A 21,088-nucleotide genomic window follows, 5' to 3' on the forward strand; every position below is an offset into this window, starting at 1 on the left:
AGAAAAAAATGAGTTTTAAAATTGGAGATATTCAAATTGACAATAGTGTAGTTGTAGCCCCAATGGCTGGGATTTCGAACTCAGCATTCCGTGTCACTGTAAAAGAATTTGGTGCTGGTTTAGTGGTATGTGAGATGATCAGCGACAAAGGGATTCAATTTCGTAATGAAAAAACATTAAGCATGCTTCATATCGAACCAAACGAGTATCCACTGAGCGTTCAAATCATGGGCGGAAATAAAGATACTTTAGTTGAAGCGGCGAAATACGTGGCTGAAAACACAGAAGCGGCGATTATCGATATCAATATGGGATGTCCAGTAAACAAAGTGATTAAGGCAGAAGCCGGAGCGAAATGGCTGTTAGACCCAAATAAGGTATACGAAATGGTAGCAGCGGTTGTAGACGCAGTGGACAAACCTGTGACGGTGAAGATGCGTACAGGATGGGACCACGAGCATTTATATGCGGTTGAGAATGCGCTAGCTGCAGAACATGCCGGTGCAAGTGCGGTTGCGATGCATGGCCGTACTCGTGTTCAAATGTATGACGGGAAAGCCGACTGGGAAATCCTTGGCGAAGTGAAGAAGAACTTAACGCGCATTCCTTTAATCGGGAATGGAGATGTTCGTAGCCCGGAAGATGCAAAACGCATGATTGACATCGCAGGCGTAGATGGCGTTATGATTGGACGTGCTGCCTTAGCGAACCCTTGGATGATTCGTCAAACCGTTCATTACTTAGAAACGGGCGAATTGCTTCCAGAAAATACCGTTCCAGAGAAAATCGAAATTGCGAAATTACACTTACAACGTCTTGCGAACCTTAAAGGCGAAGCGGTCGCAACGAAAGAATTCCGCAAGCTTGCAGGCTATTACTTAAAAGGAGTGCCACGTGCCTCGAAAACAAAAGTAGCCATTAACGAAGCTGAGAATTTACAAACGGTAGAAGCCTTACTAGACCAATTTGTGGTAGAACATTTAGAACGTGAAGAACGTCAAAAACAACGCTTGGCAGAAATTTAAGCAAAAAGCCTTGAAATACTTTCAATAAAGCCTCTTCTTTTGGTACAATAAGAAGAGTTATGAAGAACAAGCACCGTTCAAAGGAGGAACAAACGTGTCTTTCGAAGTAGAAACACAAGAAACATTAAATGACCAATTACAAGTTCGTCGTGAAAAAATGAGTCAGTTACGCGAAAAAGGAATCGATCCTTTCGGTACTGGATTCAAACAAAAAAATACAACTGAAGAAATCCATAAACAATTTGAAGGAGCTACAAAAGAATCTCTTAGTGAACAAGAGCCTGTAACAGTTCAAATTGCTGGACGTATGATGACAAAACGTGGAAAAGGGAAAGCCGGTTTTGCTCACATTCAAGACGGCAAAGGCCAAATCCAAATTTACGTACGTAAAGATGCTGTTGGAGATGATGCGTACGAAGTCTTCACAAAAGCAGACTTAGGAGACATCGTTGGTGTTGTAGGGACTGTTATGGTCACAAACACTGGTGAGTTATCTGTTAAAGCTGAACAATTCGTTCATTTAACAAAAGCGCTTCGTCCACTTCCTGATAAATATCACGGATTAACAAACGTAGAACAACAATACCGTCAACGTTACTTAGACTTAATTAGTAACCGTGACAGCTTCGACCGTTTTGTAACCCGTAGTAAAATCATCCGTGAAATACGTCGTTACTTAGACGACCGTGATTACTTAGAAGTTGAAACTCCAGTACTTCACACATTAGCAGGTGGGGCAAACGCTCGTCCGTTTATCACACACCATAATGCGTTAGACATGGAATTATACATGCGTATCGCTACAGAATTACACTTAAAACGTTTAGTCGTTGGTGGGATGGAACGCGTATACGAAATCGGACGTGTTTTCCGTAACGAAGGAATCGACACCACTCACAACCCTGAATTTACTTCAATCGAAATCTATACAGCTTACACAGACTACAAAGATGTCATGGATTTAACAGAAGGAATCATTTCAGACGTTGCTGAAAAAGTACTAGGAACAACATTAGTTCCATATGGCGAACATGAAGTGGAATTAAAAGCTCCATGGAAGAGAATTCATATGGTAGATGCGATTAAAGAAGTAACAGGTGTTGACTTCTGGCCACATATGACTGACGAAGAAGCACGCGCCATCGCGAAAGAAAAAGGCGTGAAAGTCGAAGATTCAATGACATTTGGACATGTCGTGAACGAATTCTTCGAAACATTCGTTGAAGAAACATTGATCCAACCAACCTTCATCTACGGACATCCAGTGGAAGTATCTCCACTAGCGCGTAAAAACGATGAAGACCCACGTTTCACAGATCGTTTCGAATGCTTCATCTGTACGAAAGAGTACGGAAATGGCTTCACAGAGTTAACAGACCCAATCGATCAACGTGAACGTTTCATGAAACAAGTAGAAGAAAAATCTGCTGGGAACGACGAAGCGCATCCGCACGATGAAGACTTCATCCAAGCGTTGGAATATGGTTTATCTCCAACAGGTGGGGTAGGAATCGGGATTGACCGCTTAGTCATGTTACTAACAAACAGCCAATCCATCCGTAACGTCTTATTATTCCCAACCATGAAAAACTTAGACTAATATCAAACTTAGTGCTCCGTTTAAGGTTCGCCTTAGACGGGGTATTTTTTGTATAACTGCAATTACCATATATGATAATTTCGAAAAGTGGTTCAAGTAAACAGGTCAGATTTAGAACACTGAAAGTAACAAATGTTCACAGGGTTGTAGTTGACTTTCTAAACATTTGATTATACTATGAAAAAAAGTTGGAAGAGAGTATTCTTTCGTAGGTAGTTTTATAGATTTAAAAAGATGAAAGCACCCTATTCGAGCTCTATGACTTGGATAGGGTGCTTTTAAACTAGAGGAGTTAATAATGAAATTCTTTAAACAATTTGGTTGGATTATGTTTGTAACCTGCTTAGGTGAAATTTTAAAATATCTCTTGCCATTTCCGATTCCAGCAAGTATTTACGGATTAGTATTAATGATGGTTTTCTTAATGACAGGTTTTATCAAACTAGATCGTGTGTACCAAGCGGGGACGTTTTTAATTGAAATTATGGCTTTAATGTTTATTCCCGCAGCTGTTGGAATTATTGAGTCTTGGGGGCAATTGGAAAGAATTATTTTACCCGTATCGATTATTACTGTGATTACGACAATCGTAGTCATGATTGTATCTGGAAAAGTAACCCAATTTATTTTAGAAAGGGAGGAAGACCATGAATCAACTAGCCATTAATTCAGCGACGATTGGAATTGTAATTAGCATCCTAGGTTTTGAAATTGGTGTATTCCTTCGAGATCGCTATAAATGGCCTATTTTTAATCCATTGTTGGTGGCGATTGTATTCGTAATTATCGTTTTAAATGTATTCCGTATTGACTACGCTAGTTATTATGCAAGTGCAGATAATTTAAGTTACTTCTTAACACCAGCAACCGTCTGTTTAGCGATTCCTTTATATCAGCAGTTAGAGTTATTAAAGAAACATAAGAAAGCAATTTTCTTCGGAGTTTTATCAGGAGTTCTAACAAGTCTTTGTACAGTGTGGCTTCTTTCTTTCATTTTCCAATTGACACATGAAGAGTATGTTACGCTTCTTCCAAAATCAATTACGACAGCTATCGGAATGGGACTATCTCAAGAGACCGGCGGATATGTGACGATTACAGTTGCAGTGATTATTATTACTGGAGTTCTAGGAAATATGTTTTGCGAGGGGATTTGTAAGATTGCTAATATTACGCACCCAGTTGCTAAGGGGATTGCGATTGGAACTTCTTCTCATGCGATTGGGACTGCAAGAGCGATGCAAATTGGTGAGATTGAAGGAGCCATGAGCAGTCTATCGATTGTGATTTCTGGGATTATTACATTAGTAGGGGCTCAGATTTTTGTAGGTTTTTTATAGTATGTAACAGTTTTTCTACTTACTTTCTAATGCTTTTTGATAAAGTGGTTCTACTGAAAAAAGGCCAGAAATTCGAAATCTTTTCCGAAAAATTTTTTCACAAATGACTTAGAAATATTGTTGTAACAATAATGTAATTTGTGATATCATGGTTTTTTCGTTCTGAAATGATGAAATTTATGATATAATGGTTTAAATAAAAACGGAAAGGAGAATAAATAATGACGATTAAGACAATTTTTATTAAAATTCAAGAAGCTTTCAAATCGTTGGGCCTAGCGAGTCAATTAGGAATTACATTAGGAGTTTCATTAGCAATGCTTGCTGGAGTATATGCGCTATCTCAGGATTTGAGTCCCTTGCCAAAAGTAACTCAAGTTGTAGAAATGCAAACGACAGATGCCACATCGTCACATTCTCCAAATCATTCCGAGAAATCAGAAAAAAAAGAAGTAGCTCAAAAGAGGTCTGAAGAGCCTTCGACTACATTAACGGTAGAAGTTCCAACGACAGAAGCTGTAACCACAGAAGAAAAGAAAGTACTTCCTGAAAAACCAAATCAAGAAACAAAGGCAGTTGTCGCAGCAAGTCAGGAGACAGCAACCACTGAAAAATCCTTGCCAAAAACAAAGGAATCAACCGAGGTCACTTCAACCGAGTCAACGACTGTTCAAAGAGACGTTGTAACGTCTACTTCTACAGTTGCAACTACGGAAACTACGGAAGTAACGACAGAAGCTTATCCTTTAATTCCATTAGGAAATAGTAATAAAAATTTTGAAACTTACCAAGAGGCTATCCAATATATGAGAGATGAATTAGATAAGTCTTCAAAAGCCTTTGAAGAAGGCAAGCAGGATTGGGTCTACTCAGGTAGAGTATATGGTGTCCCTTGGAGTGACGGCCGTACTACATTTACGGTTGACTTGGTTCCAAAGGTAATGACGCCTCAAACGCCAGACACAAGTGGTATTTCTACAGAACCAACACAGTAAATGATTCACGGTAACACTTTGCAAACTTAGTTTTGCAAAGTGTTTTTTGTGGAATGAATATATTTACTTAAAAGAGTTAGGTATGTTATACTTATATTATATTTTACTAGGAGTGAAGAATACATGGAATCAAAAGCAAGAAAATGGTTAGGAATTATCATTTCGATTATCGTTATTGTAGTTTTTGCGTACAATCGTTATAGAAGATATGAAGCAAAACAAGAAAGAAATAGAGTACAACAACAGCAAATCGAAAATGCAAAAGCTGTACAAGAAGCAACAAAAAAAATAGATGAAGATGCGAAAAATAAGCTTAGTGAACAGTTAAAAGATGCTGCGAAAAAGGCTGGAAATATTGCTAAAGGCATTGAAAAATTAAAAAATGCTGAAATGAATAAAGAAATTGAAGATGGATATAACATTGTTAAATTAGATGGCAAATTTTTAATTGTGAAAGATAGCAATGTGGATCAAGCGGTTGAATTAGCAGGTGTAACAGATGCTCATGTAATTCCAACGAATGACCAAGATCGTAACCAAAACTACAATGTTTTAGTTGTGAAAAAAGATGGCGAATGGCGTGTAGTCGATGAAACTAAAAAAGGGGAAGATGTTCTCGTATTAACGGGTGAAACAATCACTGCAGACACAAAATTCCGCTTAAAAGATAAAACACTTTATATTGAATAATATGACAAAGAGGCTGGTTTTCCAGCCTCTTTTTGTTTGGATTAGAATATTATTTTGGTTTTTGAGCGAGGATCGTTACAAAGCGCATCCGAATCCGATTTCCATGTTCGTCCAATTTATGTAATTGTCCGAAATCTTCATTATATTTATGGAAGGTCCAATCTTTGTAATACTCTTTGAGTTCACCAGTTGCAAAGGTCTTTGGAAAATTCACAGGACAAGGGGCATCTTCGGTAGACATCGCTGCGACAATGAGATTATATCCTCCAGGGGCTGTATGAGATTGCATATTTTCAATGACATCTGGAATGCTATCGGGATTTAGAAACATCAAAACTACAGTGGAAATGATGGCGTTATAAAGTCCGCCAGGGATGTCCGCACTTTCAATATTATAAGGCTCCACGTGAATAGCTAGCCCCTCCTCCTCGGCAATTTGTTGGAGATGAGCTAAACTCATGGTTTGGATATCTAATGCGGTAACCTCAAAGCCTTTTTTGGCTAAATAGAGACTGTTTCTTCCTTGGCCGCTACCAAGGTCAAGGATCGGTCCTTTTTCAAATTTCGGAGCAGCTTCAATGACTTCCGAATGAGTTCTTGTTAAGTCGTATTTTTTAGAAAAATAATCTTCTGGAGTACAGTAGAAAGTTAAATAGCATCTTAAGTCGTCGCTAGCAGGGGAGACCCGGTGCCAAGCTTGAGGTTCAACAAAAGGAATGTCGGATTCTTTTGTAAACAGATGCTCAGAAAGAACATTTCCTTCTCCATCGAGTTCATAAAAAGTAAGGGCTCCTTCTAGAATGGTTAAGCGCGCCCAAGTTCCAACTTTTGTATTATGCATTTTTTGAAAGGGTGCGGGTAAAGTGCTAGCCGTCCAAATTGGCATTGTTTTATATGGGATTAAATCGAGGCTCATAAATAGTCTCCTTTCAATGGTGATAGGATTATTGTACTAAAAAAAGAGGAGTTGAAAAACTAAAGAGATTTCCGTTATAGCTAATAGTTATAACCAGTGATAGAAAAGCGATAATTGACTAGAATATGAATTGTTGCTATCCTAGTTTCATGCTTATAACGCACGGTGATAAGGAGAGTAGAAGTGAATCCTTTTTAGAGAGTCTCGGTTTGGTGAAAAGAGATATTGGTTGCAACTTTGAAGATGGCCTTTGAGTGTTAATTGTCGAATCATTAGACGGTTACGGGAAAGCCCGATACAGCTTCTCGTTAAACAGGAGACCTGTTTAACAGATGGAGATAGGATTTGTGAGAATGCTATGAACAAAGGTGGTAACACGGGAATTTGACTCGTCCTTTTGCTAACTCATGTTAGTAGGAGGGCGATTTTTGTTTGCTTAAAAGAAAGGAGAACACATGATTAAATTAGAGAACATTGACGTGACTTTTAAACAAGGTGTAAAAGTAGTCAATGCAGTAAAAAATGTATCTTTGCATGTGGAACCAGGAGATATTTATGGGATTATCGGATATAGTGGTGCTGGTAAAAGTACGCTAGTGCGAACGATTAATCTTCTCCAACGCCCTACCAAAGGGAATGTGGTGGTAAACGGTGTTGATTTACTAAAGTTGAAACCAAAAGGACTACGTGCAGCTCGTAAGAAAATTGGGATGATTTTCCAACATTTCAATTTGATGAATACTTTATCAGTATTTGATAATGTGGCTTTTCCATTAAAAAAATCAGGGAAAACCAAATCAGAAATTGAACAAAAAGTACTATCCCTATTAGAATTGGTAGGTTTAGAAGATAAGGTCAACAGTTATCCTCGTCAGCTGTCTGGGGGACAAAAACAACGTGTCGCGATTGCCAGAGCGTTAGCCAATGACCCAGATGTATTGCTCTGTGATGAAGCAACGAGTGCGCTAGATCCTAAAACAACTTATTCGATTTTGGAATTATTGCAGAAAGTAAATGTACAATTAGGTATTACCATCGTCATCATCACGCATGAGATGCAAGTTGTAAAAGAAATTTGTAATAAAGTAGCGGTTATGGAGGAGGGCGAAGTGATTGAACAAGGAAGCGTTCTTGAAATCTTTACAAACCCAGAACGCGACTTAACAAAAGACTTCATTGATACAGCGACTCATATCAACCAAGGAATTGAAACGGTGCTTTCGCATGAGCAGTTATTGAATCTACAAGAAGGCGACTACTTAGTGAAGATATCTTTTGTAGGAGCTTCAACTGGAGAGCCATTAATTACAAAACTATCGACTCAATTCCAAGTGGCAGCGAATATCTTGTTTGCCAATGTTGAGATTATTCAAGATACACCAGTAGGAACACTATTAGTGGGACTATCAGGAGAAAAATCTGGGATTGAAAATGCACTTTCTTACATCAAAGAACAAGGTGTTTCAGTTGATGTCTTAGAAGAGTCAAAGGGAGGTGCTTAGGATGGATGTATTAGAATTGATAGATTTTAAATCTTGGTTTCCAAATATTGATGCCAGAGTTTGGGAAGAAATTATAAAAGCTACGATGGATACGTTAATAATGGTAGGAATTTCTGGTTTCATCGCTGGAATTTTAGGGATTGCCTTAGGTGTGACATTAGTAGTGACACGTGAGGGGAATATCCTTGGAAACAAATTTGTCTATTTAATACTAGATAAAATCGTGAATATTTTCCGTTCGATACCATTTATTATTTTAGCGATGTTATTAATTCCATTTACTCGCTTTATTATCGGAACAACCATTGGTATTCCAGGGGCAATCGTCCCTCTAGTCGTCGCGACTGTACCATTCTTCTCTCGTCAGGTGCAACTAGCCTTAACCGAAGTAGATAAAGGGGTTATTGAAGCGAGCGTTGCGATGGGATGTACACCACTTGAAATTATTTTCAGAGTGTACTTAAAAGAAGGACTACCAAGTCTGATTCGTGCAGGATCATTAACAATCATCAGCTTAATCGGATTAACGACTATGGCAGGAGCCTTTGGTGCCGGTGGAATCGGGAACGTAGCTATTTCCAGAGGATACAGTCGATTCCAAGGAGATGTTATCGTCGTATCGACACTTATCATGCTGATCGTAGTATTTATCACCCAAGCAATCGGTGACTATTTAGAGAAAAAAGCCACTAAATAACAACCAGGATGTGAGGAAAAGCGGTTAGAAACGAATCACTGGACCGAAACGCCGGAAGGAACGTGAAACGTTCTGCGGACGTTTCGGGAAGTGGACGTCGTTTCTGCTTTTCCGAACTCAACTACAACAGGATACGAGGGCGAACGCTCAGTGCCGAACCATTGGACTGATATGACGCAAGGGACTCGGAACGAGTCGTGCGGACATATCAGGAAATGGACGTCGGACCTGTGAGCCCGAGTTCAACTACAACAGGATGTGAGGGCGAGTGGTCAGCTTTCGACCCTTTACCGAAATTAACGCAAGCGTCCGATAAGGACGTGCGGATAATTGTCGGAAAGGAACGCGAAAGCTACGAGCCTGAGTTCAACTCCAGGATGCGACCAATCGCACCCAAAAAATAAACTAACTCAAAAGGGGAAAATAAAATGAACATTAAAAAATTATTTGTAGCTGCAGCGGCAGCATTAACTTTAGCAGCATGTGGAGCTGCTCAATCATCTAACTCAGGAAGCAATGCTTCAACAGAAGCAAAAAAAGAAGTGAAACAAGTAAAATTAGGAGTTAATGCTGGTAACCACGATGTTTGGGATGACGTTATTGCTCGCTTGAAAGAAAAAGAAGGTATTGAAGTAGAATTAGTAGAATTTACTGACTACGTACAACCTAACCAAGCACTAGAAAATGGAAATGTTGACTTGAACTCTTTCCAAACAATTATTTACTTAGAAAACTTCAACAAAGAACAAGGAACACATATCAAACCAATTGGATATACAGTAATTGCGCCAATGGGAATTTACTCTAAAAAAATTAAAGATGTAAGTGAATTAAAAGATGGGGATACAATCGCTATTCCTGAAGACACTTCAAACAACTCACGTGCATTACGTTTACTACACGCTGCTGGCGTTATTAAATTAAAAGATCCTAACAACACTTTAGCAACAAAAGATGACATCGTTGAAAATCCTAAAAACATTCAAATCAAAGAATTACCTGCTGGCCAAACAGCTCGTGCTTTAGATGATGTCGCTGCTTCATTAATCAATAATGGTTTCGCTGTAGAAGCTGGATTCCAACCTACAAAAGATTCTATCTTCATCGAACAAATTACAGATTCTTCACAACCTTACTACAACGTAATCGCTGTTAAAGAAGGTAACGAAAACAATGCAGTCTACAAAAAAATCGTAGAATACTACCAATCACCAGAAACTGCTAAGAAAATTGAAGAAGTTTCAAAAGGTGCGAACGTACCAGTTTGGGAAAAAGCTAAATTAAACAACTAGGATGTGAGACATCGCGCTCAGAAATGGAACGTTGGACTGGAACGCCGTAAGGGACTCGGAACGAGTCGTGCGGACGTTTCAGGAAACGCACGCCATTTCTGCGATGGCGAGCTCAACTACAACTAGGATGAGAGGGCGAACGCTTAGGGCCGAACCAGTGGACTGATATGACGCAAGGGACTCGAAACGAGTCGTGCGGACATATCAGGAAGTGGACGTCGGTCCTGTGAGCCCGAACTCAACTACAAAATGTAACTTACATGTTATATTTCGAAAAAATAAAATGAGAGAGGCGTGCTTAGCATGCCTCTTTATTCAATATTCAATGAAAGAAGGAAAATAAAATGAGTGGTATTCAAGAAAAAGCGTCTAAATTACAAGAGTATCTCGTAAAAACGAGAAGACATCTACATGAAAATCCTGAATCAAGCTTAAAAGAATTTGAGACCGCAGCTTTTATACAAAAGGAACTTACTTCATTTGGGGTACCATTTGAAAAAGTTGGGGAGACAGGTACTTTAGCTATTATTAAAGGTGGTAAAGGAGAAGGGAGAACAGTATTGCTTCGTGCTGATATCGATGCTTTAGAACTCCCTGATTGCACCGAAAAACCGTATGCTTCAAAACGACCAGGATTAAACCATGCTTGTGGACATGATGCACATACAGCAATGGGGCTAGGAACAGCTAAATTATTGAACGACATCAAAGACACCTTTTCTGGAACGGTAAAAATCGCCTTTCAACCGGCTGAAGAAATTGGCGCAGGAGCAAAACAATTCGTGGCGTCAGGTCAAATCGATGATATCGATGAGTCATTTGCGATTCATGTGAATTCGAGTTTACCAGTTGGAACGTTTGCCGTTCAAGGAGGCCCTGTAAATGCTTCATGTGATATTTTTAAAATTAAAATTACTGGTAAAAGTGCTCATGTAGGACGTCCGCATTTAGGGCATGATGCTTTGGTGACGGCTAGCGAGACAGTGGTTGCACTTCAAACAATCGTTGCAAGAGAAATAAATCCAGGAGATCGTGCGGTTGTTGGGATTGGAAAACTAAATGCAGGAACTCGTTATAATATCGTTGCGAATGATGCTGAACTGGAAGGGACTATTCGAGCGTTCAGTCATGAGACGAGAGCGCATTTAAAAGAGGCCGTTACACGTATTGCGCGTGGAGTAGCCGAAATCAATCGCTGCGAATTTGAAATTGATTGGTATGATGCAGCTGCACCTGTGATTAATACTCCAGAATTAGCGTTGGAATTTCAAAAAGCGGTCTCAGAAGTAGAAGGAATTCATCAAGTTTTGAAGGAATACGATATGTCAATGGGAGCGGATGATTTTGCAGATTATCTAGTTGATAAACCAGGTGTCTATGGTCTTTTAGGGTCTAGTTCAAGTGAAGAAAGTTCATTTGGACATCATCATGAAAAATTTGATATCGATGAGAGTATCCTGTCTGTAGGTGTTTCTTGTGAGGTAAATTATATTTTACAACGGTTGTCCTAAGAACAATTTACAAAACGATTGGAGTATCTTGTATAAAGTAGAAGTAGTTTTCATAGAAAAAACTAACTTTCTTAAGTTCTAAGCATTGTTTTTGAAAAGTTAGTGATGTATAATGCAAAAAGACTGAAAAATAATTGGAGTGAAATATATATGGGTAAGAAAAAATTAATTTTGGCGGGAATTGTCTCAGCAGGAGTATTGGGAACAGCTGTAGTAACGAATTTGCCTAGCATTTTTGCTGAAGCAAGTGAAGAAACTACTCAAGCTGCAGAAACGACACAAAGTGATGCCGGTGCACAAAAAGCAAATCCGACTGCTGAAGAAAAATTAGCCCAAAAACTTGAAGAGTTGAAAAAACAAAAAGAAGAAGTTGAAGAATTAGTGGCTGAAGTAAATGATGCCGTTGATAAAGCAACTCAAAAACTAGAACAAGCAAAAGAAGAGTTGGAACAAGCAAAAGCAGAAGGAAAACCTCAAAGCGAAATCACCGCTTTAGAAGAAAAAGTGAAAGAAGCTCAAACAGACTACGATGACACAGTTGCTCAAGCAGAGTCAGATTTAGCTGGTTTCCAAAAAGAAATGGAAGACATTGATAAAGAAGTTGCGAAGGTTGAAGAAGAGTTGAAGAAATTGGATCCTCAAGCTAATACAACAACACAAGCGCCAACGACAGAAGCTACAACAGTTGTGACAACGCAAGCGCCAACGACAGAAGCTACAACCGCTGTGACAACGCAAGCACCAACGACAGAAGCTACAACACAAGCACCAACGACTGAGGTTACAACCGCTGTGACAACACAGGCGCCAACGACAGAAACTACAACAGTTGCGACAACACAAGCACCAACGACTCAGGCTACAACAGTTGCGACAACACAAGCGCCAACGACACAAGCTACAACGGTTGCGACAACACAAGCATCAACAACACAAGCTGTAACAACAGTAGCTACATCAGCAGTAACGACACAAACAAATGCGGGGAATGCACAAAACTCTGATGCTAATGCTGCGGTTAATGCACAAAATGGACAAGTAACTTCTGCCTCTGACGCTAAAGAAGCAAAAGTTCCAGGTGCTCAAGTAAAATCTGAACAAGCAGAAACATTACCAAATACAGGTACAACATCAAATAATACTTTAGTGGCTGCAGTAGTTGCGATTGTAGCTGGATTTGGAACAATCTTTGGGTTCAGAAAAGCTAAAGAAGAAAAATAATTTTTCATTTACCTAAATTTAATCACTCATGCAAGCTCTTAGATACCTTCGATTCAGTGTGTCTAAGAGTTTGTTTTTTTGAGAAAAAATGAAACAGTTAAAATACAGTCATGCAAGCTATTAAGAAAAAGTAAAAATCTATATTTTTTACCCAAATTTCATATGAAAGTATATACCAGTATGCTATAATCCTTTTTGTAATGAAAACAAGGGCAATTGTTTTTCAGAAAGAGAATTTGAAAAGGTGTTCAAGGGAGAAAAAGATGGCACGTTTATTAGAACAATTAGAAAAAAATACACAACTAGATAAAGTGATTTATAAGCACGACTTAATGCAGGAAGAAGAACTAACAGCTAAACAAGTATGGGAGTACTCTGATAAGTTGGCGTTTTATTTAAATGAAACTTATAAAGAGGATAAATCTCCGATTGTGGTTTATGGCCATAAGCATCCATTTATGCTTGTGTACTTCTTAGCTTGTGTTAAATCCGGAAGAGCGTTCTGCCCCGTGGATGTCAACACTCCAATCGATCGCGTAAGAGATATTGCTGCAACAGTAAAGAGCCCAATCGTTTTGGTGAGTGAGGCAATTGAACTAGATACGCCAATAATGACAGTAGATGAGGCTAAAAAAATCATTACCAAAACTAAAGAACGTGTTTCTAAGGAACATTATGTGAAGGATGAAGATATTTTTTATATTATTTTCACTTCCGGAAGTACAGGGAAGCCTAAAGGTGTCTCTATTACATATGCAAACTTAAACCACTTCTTAGATTGGTATACAGCTTATTATGATGGAAAAGGACCTCAAGTCTTCTTAGGGCATCCACCATTTTCTTTTGATTTGTCAGTGATGTCTTTATGGCCAGCATTGTATATGCACATTCCGCTGATTCAGATCGATAAAGAGCATTTACAAGATTTTAAAGTATTGTTCAAAACTTTAGAAGAATCAAAAGCGACTGTTTGGATTTCGACGCCATCTTTTGCAGAAATGTGTTTGGCGGATCCAAGTTTTAATGGAGACTTGCTCCCTGAACTGGAACAATTTGTTTTCTGTGGAGAAAAATTATTTAGTTCTACCGTAGAAAAATTAATGGAACGATTCCCGAAAGCAGAAGTCGTAAATACTTATGGACCGACAGAATCTACTGTAATGGTCACATGGATGCCACTTACAAAAGAATTAGTGGAACGTTATCCTGATAACTTGCCAGTAGGAGTTGTTAAACCAGGAACGACGGTTTTGATTGATGGGGAAAATAGCGGAGAGATTATTATCTATGGCAATACAGTTGCGAAAGGATATTATGAAAATCCTGAAATGAATCAGAAGCATTTCTTTGAGGTGGATGGTGAGCGTGCTTATCGAACAGGAGATGTGGGGCATTTCGAAGGAGAGTTATTATTCTGCGAAGGACGGATTGATTTCCAAATCAAATTGCATGGACACAGGATTGAATTAGAAGATATTGATAATAATTTATTGAAAAATCCAAAAATTCGTCAAGCGGCTACCGTGCCTTCTTTTGCAGATGGTAAAGTGAAGTCTATTACGTCGTTTGTAGTCTATAACGAACCGATTGAAAAACGTTTTGAAACGGTTAAATTAGTCAAAAAAGAATTAGCACAACATGTGCCGGAATATATGATTCCTAAGAAAGTCGTTTTCTTAGATGAAATGCCGTTAAACAATAACGGGAAGATTGATAAAAAACAATTAAAGGAGCTTGTGTAGTCGATGCATTATTTTGAAGGCCTATCCTTCTTTATGACACTGGGATTCATTCTTATAATAGCGTTCATAATGAATGTCTTTCAAAAATCTACTTACTATCTATCGTTAGTATTTTCTACGTTGATGGTTTATTTCGTTTTCGCAGAAAATCCTATGCATCTTGGCTCTATCATAGGTTATGTTTTAGTAGGTTATATACTGATGCATCTGAGTGTGAAGTTCAAAGAGCATAAGAAAACAATGATTCTTATGATTTTTCTTGCAGGACTACCGCTTGTTTTAGTTAAAGTTCTCGCTGTATTTAAGATTTCGGGACTTGGATTTTTAGGTATTTCCTACATGACTTTTAAATTAATCCAAATCATTATTGAAATTTATGATGGGTTAATCGAAAAACCAATGGGGCCGCTAGATTACGTGCACTTCCTATTGTTCTTCCCTGCGCTAAGTTCAGGACCGATTGATCGCAGTCGCAGATTCTTAGAAGATTGGAAAAAGCAACGAACAAAGGATGAGTATTTAGAATTAGCGGGAACAGGCATTTTTAGACTGGTTCTTGGACTATTTTATAAGCTTGTAATTTCTGGAATGGTGTTTCAACAAATGACATCCATTCGATATAAAGACTTTTCTTTCTTCGTTATTTATATGTATTTATACACCGCATATTTATTCTTTGATTTTGCAGGGTATAGTCTGATGGCAGTAGGAGCAAGTAATATTCTTGGAATTGAAACACCAATGAATTTTAACATTCCGTTTATTAGTGTGGATATTAAAGATTTCTGGAATCGTTGGCACATTACGCTATCTACATGGTTGAGGGATTTTGTATTCTCTCGTATTGTTATGAGATTTATGCGAAAAAAAATCTTTAAAAAACGCTTGACGACAGCAATGGTTGCCTATATGATTAACATGACTTTTATGGGATTCTGGCATGGAATTACATTGAACTATATTGCTTATGGATTCTATCATGGAATCTTAATGGCAGCATTCGAGTGGTATCAGAAAAAATCGAAGTTTTATAAGAAAAATAAGAATAAGACCTGGTATAAAGTGATTAGCTGGATAATAACGATGCACTTAGTGATGTTTGGGTTCTTGATTTTTTCAGGGAAAATGTCTGAGTGGGCCCGTAAATTGATATAAGAAAGTAGGAGAAAAATATGGAAGAAAGAATTTTAGAAATTCTAGAAGAAATTTGTGAAGATGAAGTAGTATACGAAGATAAAGACATTAACTTAAAAGAAGAAGGGTTAATGGACTCATTAGCTTTCGTTGAACTGCTTGTTCGCTTAGAAGAGTTCGGTATCGAAGTGGCTCCAACAGAAGTTACTTATGAAGAAATCGATACTCCAAATAAAATTATTAAATACGTTTCAGAACGTGTAGCTTAATTTGAAATCGTAAAAGGCGCTTCCTAGAAGGTAGGAGGCGCCTTTTTGAGTGTTTAAAATTTAATGTTTAAAAGTTCGTTTACTTCGGTATAAGCGGATTGAATTCTCTCAAGCGTTTCTTTGTCTACGGTATGCTCCAAAGGTCCTCCTGGCATATAGTTTTCAGCGAGAAAGACTTGATAGTCGTAAGCAGGTCCTTCCATAAAGCTGCGGTCGATTTCAGTTCGTGAAACCCATGTTGGATGAGCCTTAACGCTTGTGAGGGTCGTCTTACCGTTTTCTTTTTCAATCGTGATATCCATAATCACACCACGCTCGGTCCAGATATTTTCCAAGGTTTCAACGCGTTGGTTCGAAAGGAGATTCCCCATCGAGTAGATGATAAATTTCTTTTCACCGTCTTTAGTGATGGTTTCAGTTGGTTCAATAACGTGTGGATGTCCACCAAAAATCACGTCCGCACCCCATTCAATCATTTGATGATACGTATCGATTTGTCCTTGTGTTGGTTGAAGGTGATATTCTTCTCCCATTTGTGGCAACACAATCGTAAAGTCAGCAATTTCTTCAGCGCGTTGAATGAGCTGTTTCACCTTTTGCATATTCAAATCGTATAAGTGGTTATTATATTCTTCGTCGGTGAGTGTAACTTCGATTCCGTTGAAACCATACGCAAATCCAAGAATAGCCACTTTAATACCATTGACTTCTTTTACAAGAATGCCTTCTGATGGATCGACTTTTACCCCGAAGATATCAAGACCGTTTTTACGAAAGGCGTTGGCGGTGTATTTCAAACCTTCGATGCCTGTATCGAGAATATGATTATGCGCTAAGTCGAGTACGTCGTATCCGGCGTCTTTAATACTTTGGATTACTTCTTCCGGCGCATTAAAAAGTGGATATCCAGCAAGAGGTTCATTTGGATTAATGGTTCCTTCGAAATCCCCAATCGCAAGATCTGCGCTGGATACGAGTGGCGTAATTTGTTCATAGTCATTTTTGAAATCATACGAATTCCCGTCAAACGCGCTGCCATAAACAATATCGTGATAGAGCATATCCCCACTTGCGGTAATACGTGCAACTTGCTTATTCGTTGTTGGAGAGTGAGGGTTATTTGGTGTAGCGTTAGCCTCTTGATTTTGCTCAGCGGATGTTTTCGCGGTTTGAACAGTTTCTAACCTTTCTTGTGCGGAAGGGCGTGTAAGAAATCCTGCTGCAATCGTAAATACAGATAAGATACAAATTCCGTAAAATTCCATTCGCTTGATTTTGTCGTTCTGTGAATTACCTCTCATGGATTCCCCTCCAATACCTGTTGTAACTGTATTATACTCCGAATTAATTCTTAATTAAATGCTAATTTTAGAATATATGAAAATAAATAATTTAATCACAATACCCTCTAGAATTACTCAGCTGATAGCTATATAATTTGGTTGAAAGCAGTACTTGATAGTTTTTGTTGTAGGAAAACATTACAGGGAGGGAGTAGGATAATGCATAAGTTAAATAGATGTCTGCTAAGAATTTTTTGTTGTTTTACTGCTTTAATAATTTTAGTACTAGTGCAGTTTAGATTCGCTAGTGTGTATGGAGATGCGGTAACCTCGATTCATTCCAAAGATGAGATCATTCATCTAGAAGAAGAAATTCTTAACATGTCTCGTGATGGGGACGAACATATAGAAGGTGTTGATTTTGAACATGCTGTCGAGACATACTATGACGTACCGCTGTTTAAAGATGAAAAGAAGCTAGATAGTGAAGAAATTGAACGTACCATAACTGATAGTAACTATAAATGGGTAGTTCCAATTAAGAACCCTACATTGGAGAAAGAGGCACATCTTTATATAGGTGGTCCAACCAATTTGTCGGAAATAGAAAACAAAGTGAAGCAGGGATATTTGACAAAAGAAGAAGGAGAAAAACTGATTCACTCACAAGGAAAATGGACGGTTGCGTATGTGAGTACTTATGAGAAAAATAAGCATTCAATTGTGAAAGTGGCACAAGAAGTGATTGCTAGGGAAAACTTGAATGTTGAAAAGATTTTGTTTGTTGTGCCCAAAGAACTACAAATTCCGGTAGTGCTTATAAAAGTTGATGGGGAATACCAAGTGATGTTTCATGAGTTTCCTTTAATAGAAGGAGGTATCTCAAATGTAAAAGGTGAGCTATCTCTTGATCAGTTCTATCCGTTCAACGAGGCTAAAGAAATAGTGCGCGAGTTTACTAGGGAACACCAGTTAGTTTCGACGAATGGCGATGCAAGACCGAATGGCGTTGTTGTTCCGTGGGAAGAGTATTCCATTGCTGTGGTAAGTATAGTGGTTGCTGGATTCGTCTTATATAAAATGTTTCGAAAAAAGATAGCGCAACCAAAAGTTCCTAAACCTTAAGAAACTGTAACAAAACAACAAAAGGTGGAAAAATAAAAGGAAATACGCTATAATAAAACCGTTAAAAATAAATGCTGTAAGCATCAAGGAGGAACTAAAACATGAGTCGTTTAGTAAGCATGACTGAAATGTTACAAAAAGCAAAAGAAGGCAAATACGCTGTTGGTCAATTCAACATCAACAACTTAGAATGGACACAAGCCGTTTTAACTGCAGCGCAAGAAGCTAACTCACCAATTATCTTAGGTGTATCTGAAGGTGCTGGTAAATACATGGGTGGACCAAAAGTTGTTTCAGCTATGGTAAATGCGTTATTAGATTCAATGGACATCACTGTTCCAGTAGCATTACACTTAGACCACGGTTCTTCAGTAGAAGTATGTAAACAATACATCGACGCTGGATTCAGCTCAGTAATGTTTGACCACTCTCACTTCCCAATCGATGAAAACATCGCATTAACTCAAGAAGTTGTAGCGTATGCACATCCAAAAGGAGCTTCAGTTGAAGCTGAAGTAGGTACTGTAGGTGGTACTGAAGATGGCGTAACTGGAGGAATCAACTACGCTGACTTAAACGAATGTGTACGTATGGTTAAAGAAGCTCACATCGATGCTTTAGCAGCAGCTTTAGGTTCAGTTCACGGAACTTACTCAGGTGAACCAGTATTAGGTTTCGATGAAATGTTAGCTATCTCAGAAGCTACAGGTGCTCCATTAGTATTACACGGTGGATCAGGTATTCCAGAATACCAAATTAAAAAAGCAATCGAACGTGGACATGCTAAAATCAACGTTAACACTGAATTACAACAACAATGGACAGCAGCAGTTCGTGCTAAATTAAATGCAGATGCTGGTGTTTATGACCCACGTAAAATCATCAAACCTGGTTTCGATGCAATCGTTAAGATTACAAAAGAAACAATGGACATCTTCGGTTCAACAGGAAAAGCTTAATCAACACTATTTGGAGGCAGGCGATTTCGCCTGTCTCTTTTTAATTAGACCAATAAATATCCACTGGCTAAGCCGGTGGATATTTATTTGAGCAAAATAATACTATAAAAAAGCAAAATTATCATATGTGATAATTATCATATATGATAATTTTAAGGTGTGGAGGTGGGAGAGATGAAGCGCAAGTTTAAAATCGAAAAAGATATGGTAGATCAGCTAGATGAGTATTCATACGAAGAAAAAGTAAAGTATGCAGCCATATTAAAAATACTGCAAGAAGACGGATTAACAGAAGAAATGATTCAAAAATGGGGACGATGGTATAAAGGAAAACAGGGATTGTTAATAAATCTTTCGAAAAATGTTAAGGAGGAGATGGACGATGGGGACGTACCTAACTTCAAAACTTTGCAAGCTTTCATCAGAATATCCGACGTTTGAGTATGATTTAGAAAAGGAAATAATGAAGCAGCGAGTTGCATTACAAATGACTAAGCTACAAACAGTGACAGGACTTTCCTTAGAAGATTTTGCAAAAGAAGTCGACCTTAAAGCATCAAATCTTTCGAGATTGCAGAGCGGAGACCATAATCCAACTATTCTTACTCTGTTGGATTTAGCTTATCGATGTGGATATGATGTAGAAGTGAAAGTAAAAAAGAAAAAACTGCCTAAGTAGCATTACAAAATTACAATTGTTCACAGAGAAAATCTCTTAGAGCATAGCAATTTAACTCCTAAATTTGTTTTTATAAGTGTAAGACTTATTAGATTATGAATAGAAATGAGGAGGAAAAATTATGACACATCATACATTTGTTGAGAAGAAACTGCATTTACGATTCAAAGGGAGTGACAGAAAAACAAAGAACCTGATTATTTCACGTCCTAAGGATAAATTGAAGAAGGATTCAGCTAATATAGCAATGGAGAGTATTATAGGAGCTAAACTTTTTGAAAAAGACGGAGTACAATTGTATGAAGGCCGAAGAGATGCTTATTATAAGACGCGGAGAGTGGATGTCTTTCTTTAACAACAATAAATAATCGAATAAATATCCACCGGCTAAGCCGGTGGATATTTATTTGTGGAGTGCGTTTCTTCTATATACATTGCGCCAAATAAAAAGGCAGTATTTCTATTAAGAAAATTCTTGACGTGTTGAAGGAGAAATGCTATTCTATTAGAGGTGCTTTTATACCTGATTCCTGATAAGTAATCAAATCAGTCGTGCTGACTGGTAAGAAGGCCATTTTATGAGACAGCGATGTCTTTTAATTTTTAACAAAAAATGGTCCGCCCGGAAGTGTGGACCAAGAAGAACCCGTTAGGGAAGGAGGAAGAGCTTAATGCCAACTATTAACCAATTAGTCCGTAAACCTCGTAAATCAGCAGTTGAGAAATCAGCTTCTCCAGCGTTAGGTAAAGGCTATAACAGTTTCAAAAAATCACAAACGAATACAAACTCTCCACAAAAACGTGGTGTATGTACTCGTGTAGGTACTATGACACCTAAAAAACCTAACTCAGCGTTACGTAAATATGCCCGTGTACGTTTATCTAACTTAATCGAAGTAACTGCGTACATTCCAGGTATTGGTCACAACTTACAAGAACACAGCGTTGTATTAATCCGCGGTGGACGTGTAAAAGACTTACCAGGGGTACGTTACCATATCATTCGTGGTGCTTTAGACACTGCAGGAGTTAACAACCGTATGCAAGGTCGTTCTAAATACGGTACAAAACGTCCTAAAAAATAATTTTTAAAATAAAACACTCATTA

22 protein-coding genes and 1 other annotated feature are annotated in these 21,088 nt (G+C 38.2%); of the genes, 20 read left to right on the top strand and 2 right to left on the bottom strand.

Annotated elements, in window-relative coordinates; translation table 11 throughout:
- Positions 1–8 precede the first annotated feature (8 nt).
- The 6 genes from dusB to NQ540_RS01610 all read left to right on the top strand — a co-directional run bounded on the left by dusB (position 9) and on the right by NQ540_RS01610 (position 5,650).
- Positions 9–1,025 carry a tRNA dihydrouridine synthase DusB gene (dusB, locus tag NQ540_RS01585; protein ID WP_039849232.1) on the top strand — a complete coding sequence of 339 codons (1,017 nt, stop codon included), beginning with the start codon at positions 9–11 and terminating at the stop codon, positions 1,023–1,025.
- A 94-nt stretch (positions 1,026–1,119) separates the two neighbouring features.
- Entirely contained in the window at positions 1,120–2,625 is a 1,506-nt protein-coding gene (gene lysS / locus NQ540_RS01590) for a lysine--tRNA ligase (protein ID WP_005607521.1), read from the top strand.
- 298 nt (positions 2,626–2,923) lie between these two features.
- Positions 2,924–3,292, top strand: a complete 369-nt coding sequence (locus NQ540_RS01595; protein ID WP_005607520.1) for a CidA/LrgA family protein — start codon at positions 2,924–2,926, stop codon at positions 3,290–3,292.
- Complete coding sequence (locus NQ540_RS01600) at positions 3,273–3,965, top strand: LrgB family protein (protein WP_005607519.1); 693 nt, start codon at positions 3,273–3,275, stop codon at positions 3,963–3,965. Before NQ540_RS01595 ends, NQ540_RS01600 begins: the two co-directional genes overlap by 20 nt.
- 221 nt (positions 3,966–4,186) lie before the next feature.
- Positions 4,187–4,960, top strand: a complete 774-nt coding sequence (locus tag NQ540_RS01605) for a hypothetical protein (protein ID WP_005607518.1) — start codon at positions 4,187–4,189, stop codon at positions 4,958–4,960.
- Between the two features lie 123 nt (positions 4,961–5,083).
- Positions 5,084–5,650, top strand: a complete 567-nt coding sequence (locus NQ540_RS01610) for a hypothetical protein (protein WP_005607517.1) — start codon at positions 5,084–5,086, stop codon at positions 5,648–5,650.
- A gap of 49 nt (positions 5,651–5,699) precedes the next feature.
- Here the strand turns inward: NQ540_RS01610 and tehB are convergent, their stop codons facing one another.
- Positions 5,700–6,566 carry an SAM-dependent methyltransferase TehB gene (gene tehB / locus NQ540_RS01615; protein ID WP_005607516.1) on the bottom strand — a complete coding sequence of 289 codons (867 nt, stop codon included), beginning with the start codon at positions 6,564–6,566 and terminating at the stop codon, positions 5,700–5,702.
- 156 nt (positions 6,567–6,722) lie between these two features.
- Positions 6,723–6,966: a binding site (T-box leader), on the top strand.
- A gap of 55 nt (positions 6,967–7,021) precedes the next feature.
- On the opposite strand from tehB, the gene NQ540_RS01620 reads away from it, so the two are divergent.
- The 8 genes from NQ540_RS01620 to dltC all read left to right on the top strand — a co-directional run bounded on the left by NQ540_RS01620 (position 7,022) and on the right by dltC (position 15,934).
- A complete protein-coding gene (locus tag NQ540_RS01620) occupies positions 7,022–8,068 on the top strand; it encodes a methionine ABC transporter ATP-binding protein (protein WP_005607515.1) in 1,047 nt (348 codons plus the stop codon).
- Between the two features lies 1 nt (position 8,069).
- Positions 8,070–8,765 carry a methionine ABC transporter permease gene (locus NQ540_RS01625; RefSeq protein WP_005607514.1) on the top strand — a complete coding sequence of 232 codons (696 nt, stop codon included), beginning with the start codon at positions 8,070–8,072 and terminating at the stop codon, positions 8,763–8,765.
- Positions 8,766–9,193: 428 nt separating this feature from the next.
- Positions 9,194–10,057 (top strand): MetQ/NlpA family ABC transporter substrate-binding protein, encoded by an 864-nt coding sequence (locus tag NQ540_RS01630; protein WP_005607512.1) that lies wholly within the window; start codon positions 9,194–9,196, stop codon positions 10,055–10,057.
- 344 nt (positions 10,058–10,401) lie between these two features.
- Positions 10,402–11,568: a M20 metallopeptidase family protein gene (locus tag NQ540_RS01635; protein WP_005607511.1), complete on the top strand. Its 1,167-nt coding sequence runs from the start codon at positions 10,402–10,404 to the stop codon at positions 11,566–11,568.
- A 150-nt stretch (positions 11,569–11,718) separates the two neighbouring features.
- Positions 11,719–12,789 (top strand): LPXTG cell wall anchor domain-containing protein, encoded by a 1,071-nt coding sequence (locus NQ540_RS01640; RefSeq protein WP_039849231.1) that lies wholly within the window; start codon positions 11,719–11,721, stop codon positions 12,787–12,789.
- Positions 12,790–13,052: 263 nt separating this feature from the next.
- On the top strand, positions 13,053–14,531 hold the full coding sequence (dltA, locus tag NQ540_RS01645; protein ID WP_039849230.1) for a D-alanine--poly(phosphoribitol) ligase subunit DltA: 1,479 nt from the start codon (positions 13,053–13,055) through the stop codon (positions 14,529–14,531).
- Between the two features lie 3 nt (positions 14,532–14,534).
- A complete protein-coding gene (dltB, locus tag NQ540_RS01650; RefSeq protein WP_005607507.1) occupies positions 14,535–15,686 on the top strand; it encodes a D-alanyl-lipoteichoic acid biosynthesis protein DltB in 1,152 nt (383 codons plus the stop codon).
- 17 nt (positions 15,687–15,703) lie between these two features.
- Positions 15,704–15,934: a D-alanine--poly(phosphoribitol) ligase subunit DltC gene (gene dltC, locus NQ540_RS01655; protein ID WP_005607505.1), complete on the top strand. Its 231-nt coding sequence runs from the start codon at positions 15,704–15,706 to the stop codon at positions 15,932–15,934.
- Positions 15,935–15,987: 53 nt separating this feature from the next.
- On the opposite strand, the gene NQ540_RS01660 is transcribed toward dltC, so the two are convergent.
- On the bottom strand, positions 15,988–17,235 hold the full coding sequence (locus NQ540_RS01660; RefSeq protein WP_005607503.1) for a CapA family protein: 1,248 nt from the start codon (positions 17,233–17,235) through the stop codon (positions 15,988–15,990).
- A 201-nt stretch (positions 17,236–17,436) separates the two neighbouring features.
- Here NQ540_RS01660 and NQ540_RS01665 point away from each other — a divergent pair, with 201 nt between their 5' ends.
- The 6 genes from NQ540_RS01665 to rpsL all read left to right on the top strand — a co-directional run bounded on the left by NQ540_RS01665 (position 17,437) and on the right by rpsL (position 21,065).
- Entirely contained in the window at positions 17,437–18,342 is a 906-nt protein-coding gene (locus tag NQ540_RS01665) for a hypothetical protein (RefSeq protein WP_005607501.1), read from the top strand.
- Between the two features lie 101 nt (positions 18,343–18,443).
- The gene (gene fba / locus NQ540_RS01670) at positions 18,444–19,301 is read left to right on the top strand and encodes a class II fructose-1,6-bisphosphate aldolase (RefSeq protein ID WP_039849229.1); all 858 of its coding nucleotides are present in this window, start codon (positions 18,444–18,446) and stop codon (positions 19,299–19,301) included.
- A gap of 174 nt (positions 19,302–19,475) precedes the next feature.
- Positions 19,476–19,742 carry a hypothetical protein gene (locus tag NQ540_RS01675; RefSeq protein ID WP_039849228.1) on the top strand — a complete coding sequence of 89 codons (267 nt, stop codon included), beginning with the start codon at positions 19,476–19,478 and terminating at the stop codon, positions 19,740–19,742.
- Between the two features lie 46 nt (positions 19,743–19,788).
- On the top strand, positions 19,789–19,980 hold the full coding sequence (locus NQ540_RS01680) for a helix-turn-helix domain-containing protein (RefSeq protein ID WP_223429381.1): 192 nt from the start codon (positions 19,789–19,791) through the stop codon (positions 19,978–19,980).
- Between the two features lie 121 nt (positions 19,981–20,101).
- Positions 20,102–20,335 (top strand): DUF2922 domain-containing protein, encoded by a 234-nt coding sequence (locus NQ540_RS01685; RefSeq protein WP_005607495.1) that lies wholly within the window; start codon positions 20,102–20,104, stop codon positions 20,333–20,335.
- Positions 20,336–20,651: 316 nt separating this feature from the next.
- The gene (gene rpsL, locus NQ540_RS01690; RefSeq protein ID WP_005607493.1) at positions 20,652–21,065 is read left to right on the top strand and encodes a 30S ribosomal protein S12; all 414 of its coding nucleotides are present in this window, start codon (positions 20,652–20,654) and stop codon (positions 21,063–21,065) included.
- Positions 21,066–21,088: the final 23 nt, after the last annotated feature.

This window comes from Granulicatella adiacens ATCC 49175, assembly GCF_025150565.1.
Lineage (GTDB): Bacteria > Bacillota > Bacilli > Lactobacillales > Aerococcaceae > Granulicatella > Granulicatella adiacens.

Bases quoted from the DNA above. Each gene is read 5' to 3' on its own strand.
- dusB (WP_039849232.1), top strand. From the start codon at position 9: ATGAGTTTTAAAATTGGAGATATTCAAATTGACAATAGTGTAGTTGTA.
- NQ540_RS01595 (WP_005607520.1), top strand. From the start codon at position 2,924: ATGAAATTCTTTAAACAATTTGGTTGGATTATGTTTGTAACCTGCTTA.
- NQ540_RS01600 (WP_005607519.1), top strand. From the start codon at position 3,273: ATGAATCAACTAGCCATTAATTCAGCGACGATTGGAATTGTAATTAGC.
- NQ540_RS01605 (WP_005607518.1), top strand. From the start codon at position 4,187: ATGACGATTAAGACAATTTTTATTAAAATTCAAGAAGCTTTCAAATCG.
- NQ540_RS01610 (WP_005607517.1), top strand. From the start codon at position 5,084: ATGGAATCAAAAGCAAGAAAATGGTTAGGAATTATCATTTCGATTATC.
- tehB (WP_005607516.1), bottom strand. From the start codon at position 6,566: ATGAGCCTCGATTTAATCCCATATAAAACAATGCCAATTTGGACGGCT.
- NQ540_RS01620 (WP_005607515.1), top strand. From the start codon at position 7,022: ATGATTAAATTAGAGAACATTGACGTGACTTTTAAACAAGGTGTAAAA.
- NQ540_RS01625 (WP_005607514.1), top strand. From the start codon at position 8,070: ATGGATGTATTAGAATTGATAGATTTTAAATCTTGGTTTCCAAATATT.
- NQ540_RS01630 (WP_005607512.1), top strand. From the start codon at position 9,194: ATGAACATTAAAAAATTATTTGTAGCTGCAGCGGCAGCATTAACTTTA.
- NQ540_RS01635 (WP_005607511.1), top strand. From the start codon at position 10,402: ATGAGTGGTATTCAAGAAAAAGCGTCTAAATTACAAGAGTATCTCGTA.
- NQ540_RS01640 (WP_039849231.1), top strand. From the start codon at position 11,719: ATGGGTAAGAAAAAATTAATTTTGGCGGGAATTGTCTCAGCAGGAGTA.
- dltA (WP_039849230.1), top strand. From the start codon at position 13,053: ATGGCACGTTTATTAGAACAATTAGAAAAAAATACACAACTAGATAAA.
- dltB (WP_005607507.1), top strand. From the start codon at position 14,535: ATGCATTATTTTGAAGGCCTATCCTTCTTTATGACACTGGGATTCATT.
- dltC (WP_005607505.1), top strand. From the start codon at position 15,704: ATGGAAGAAAGAATTTTAGAAATTCTAGAAGAAATTTGTGAAGATGAA.
- NQ540_RS01660 (WP_005607503.1), bottom strand. From the start codon at position 17,235: ATGAGAGGTAATTCACAGAACGACAAAATCAAGCGAATGGAATTTTAC.
- NQ540_RS01665 (WP_005607501.1), top strand. From the start codon at position 17,437: ATGCATAAGTTAAATAGATGTCTGCTAAGAATTTTTTGTTGTTTTACT.
- fba (WP_039849229.1), top strand. From the start codon at position 18,444: ATGAGTCGTTTAGTAAGCATGACTGAAATGTTACAAAAAGCAAAAGAA.
- NQ540_RS01675 (WP_039849228.1), top strand. From the start codon at position 19,476: ATGAAGCGCAAGTTTAAAATCGAAAAAGATATGGTAGATCAGCTAGAT.
- NQ540_RS01680 (WP_223429381.1), top strand. From the start codon at position 19,789: ATGACTAAGCTACAAACAGTGACAGGACTTTCCTTAGAAGATTTTGCA.
- NQ540_RS01685 (WP_005607495.1), top strand. From the start codon at position 20,102: ATGACACATCATACATTTGTTGAGAAGAAACTGCATTTACGATTCAAA.
- rpsL (WP_005607493.1), top strand. From the start codon at position 20,652: ATGCCAACTATTAACCAATTAGTCCGTAAACCTCGTAAATCAGCAGTT.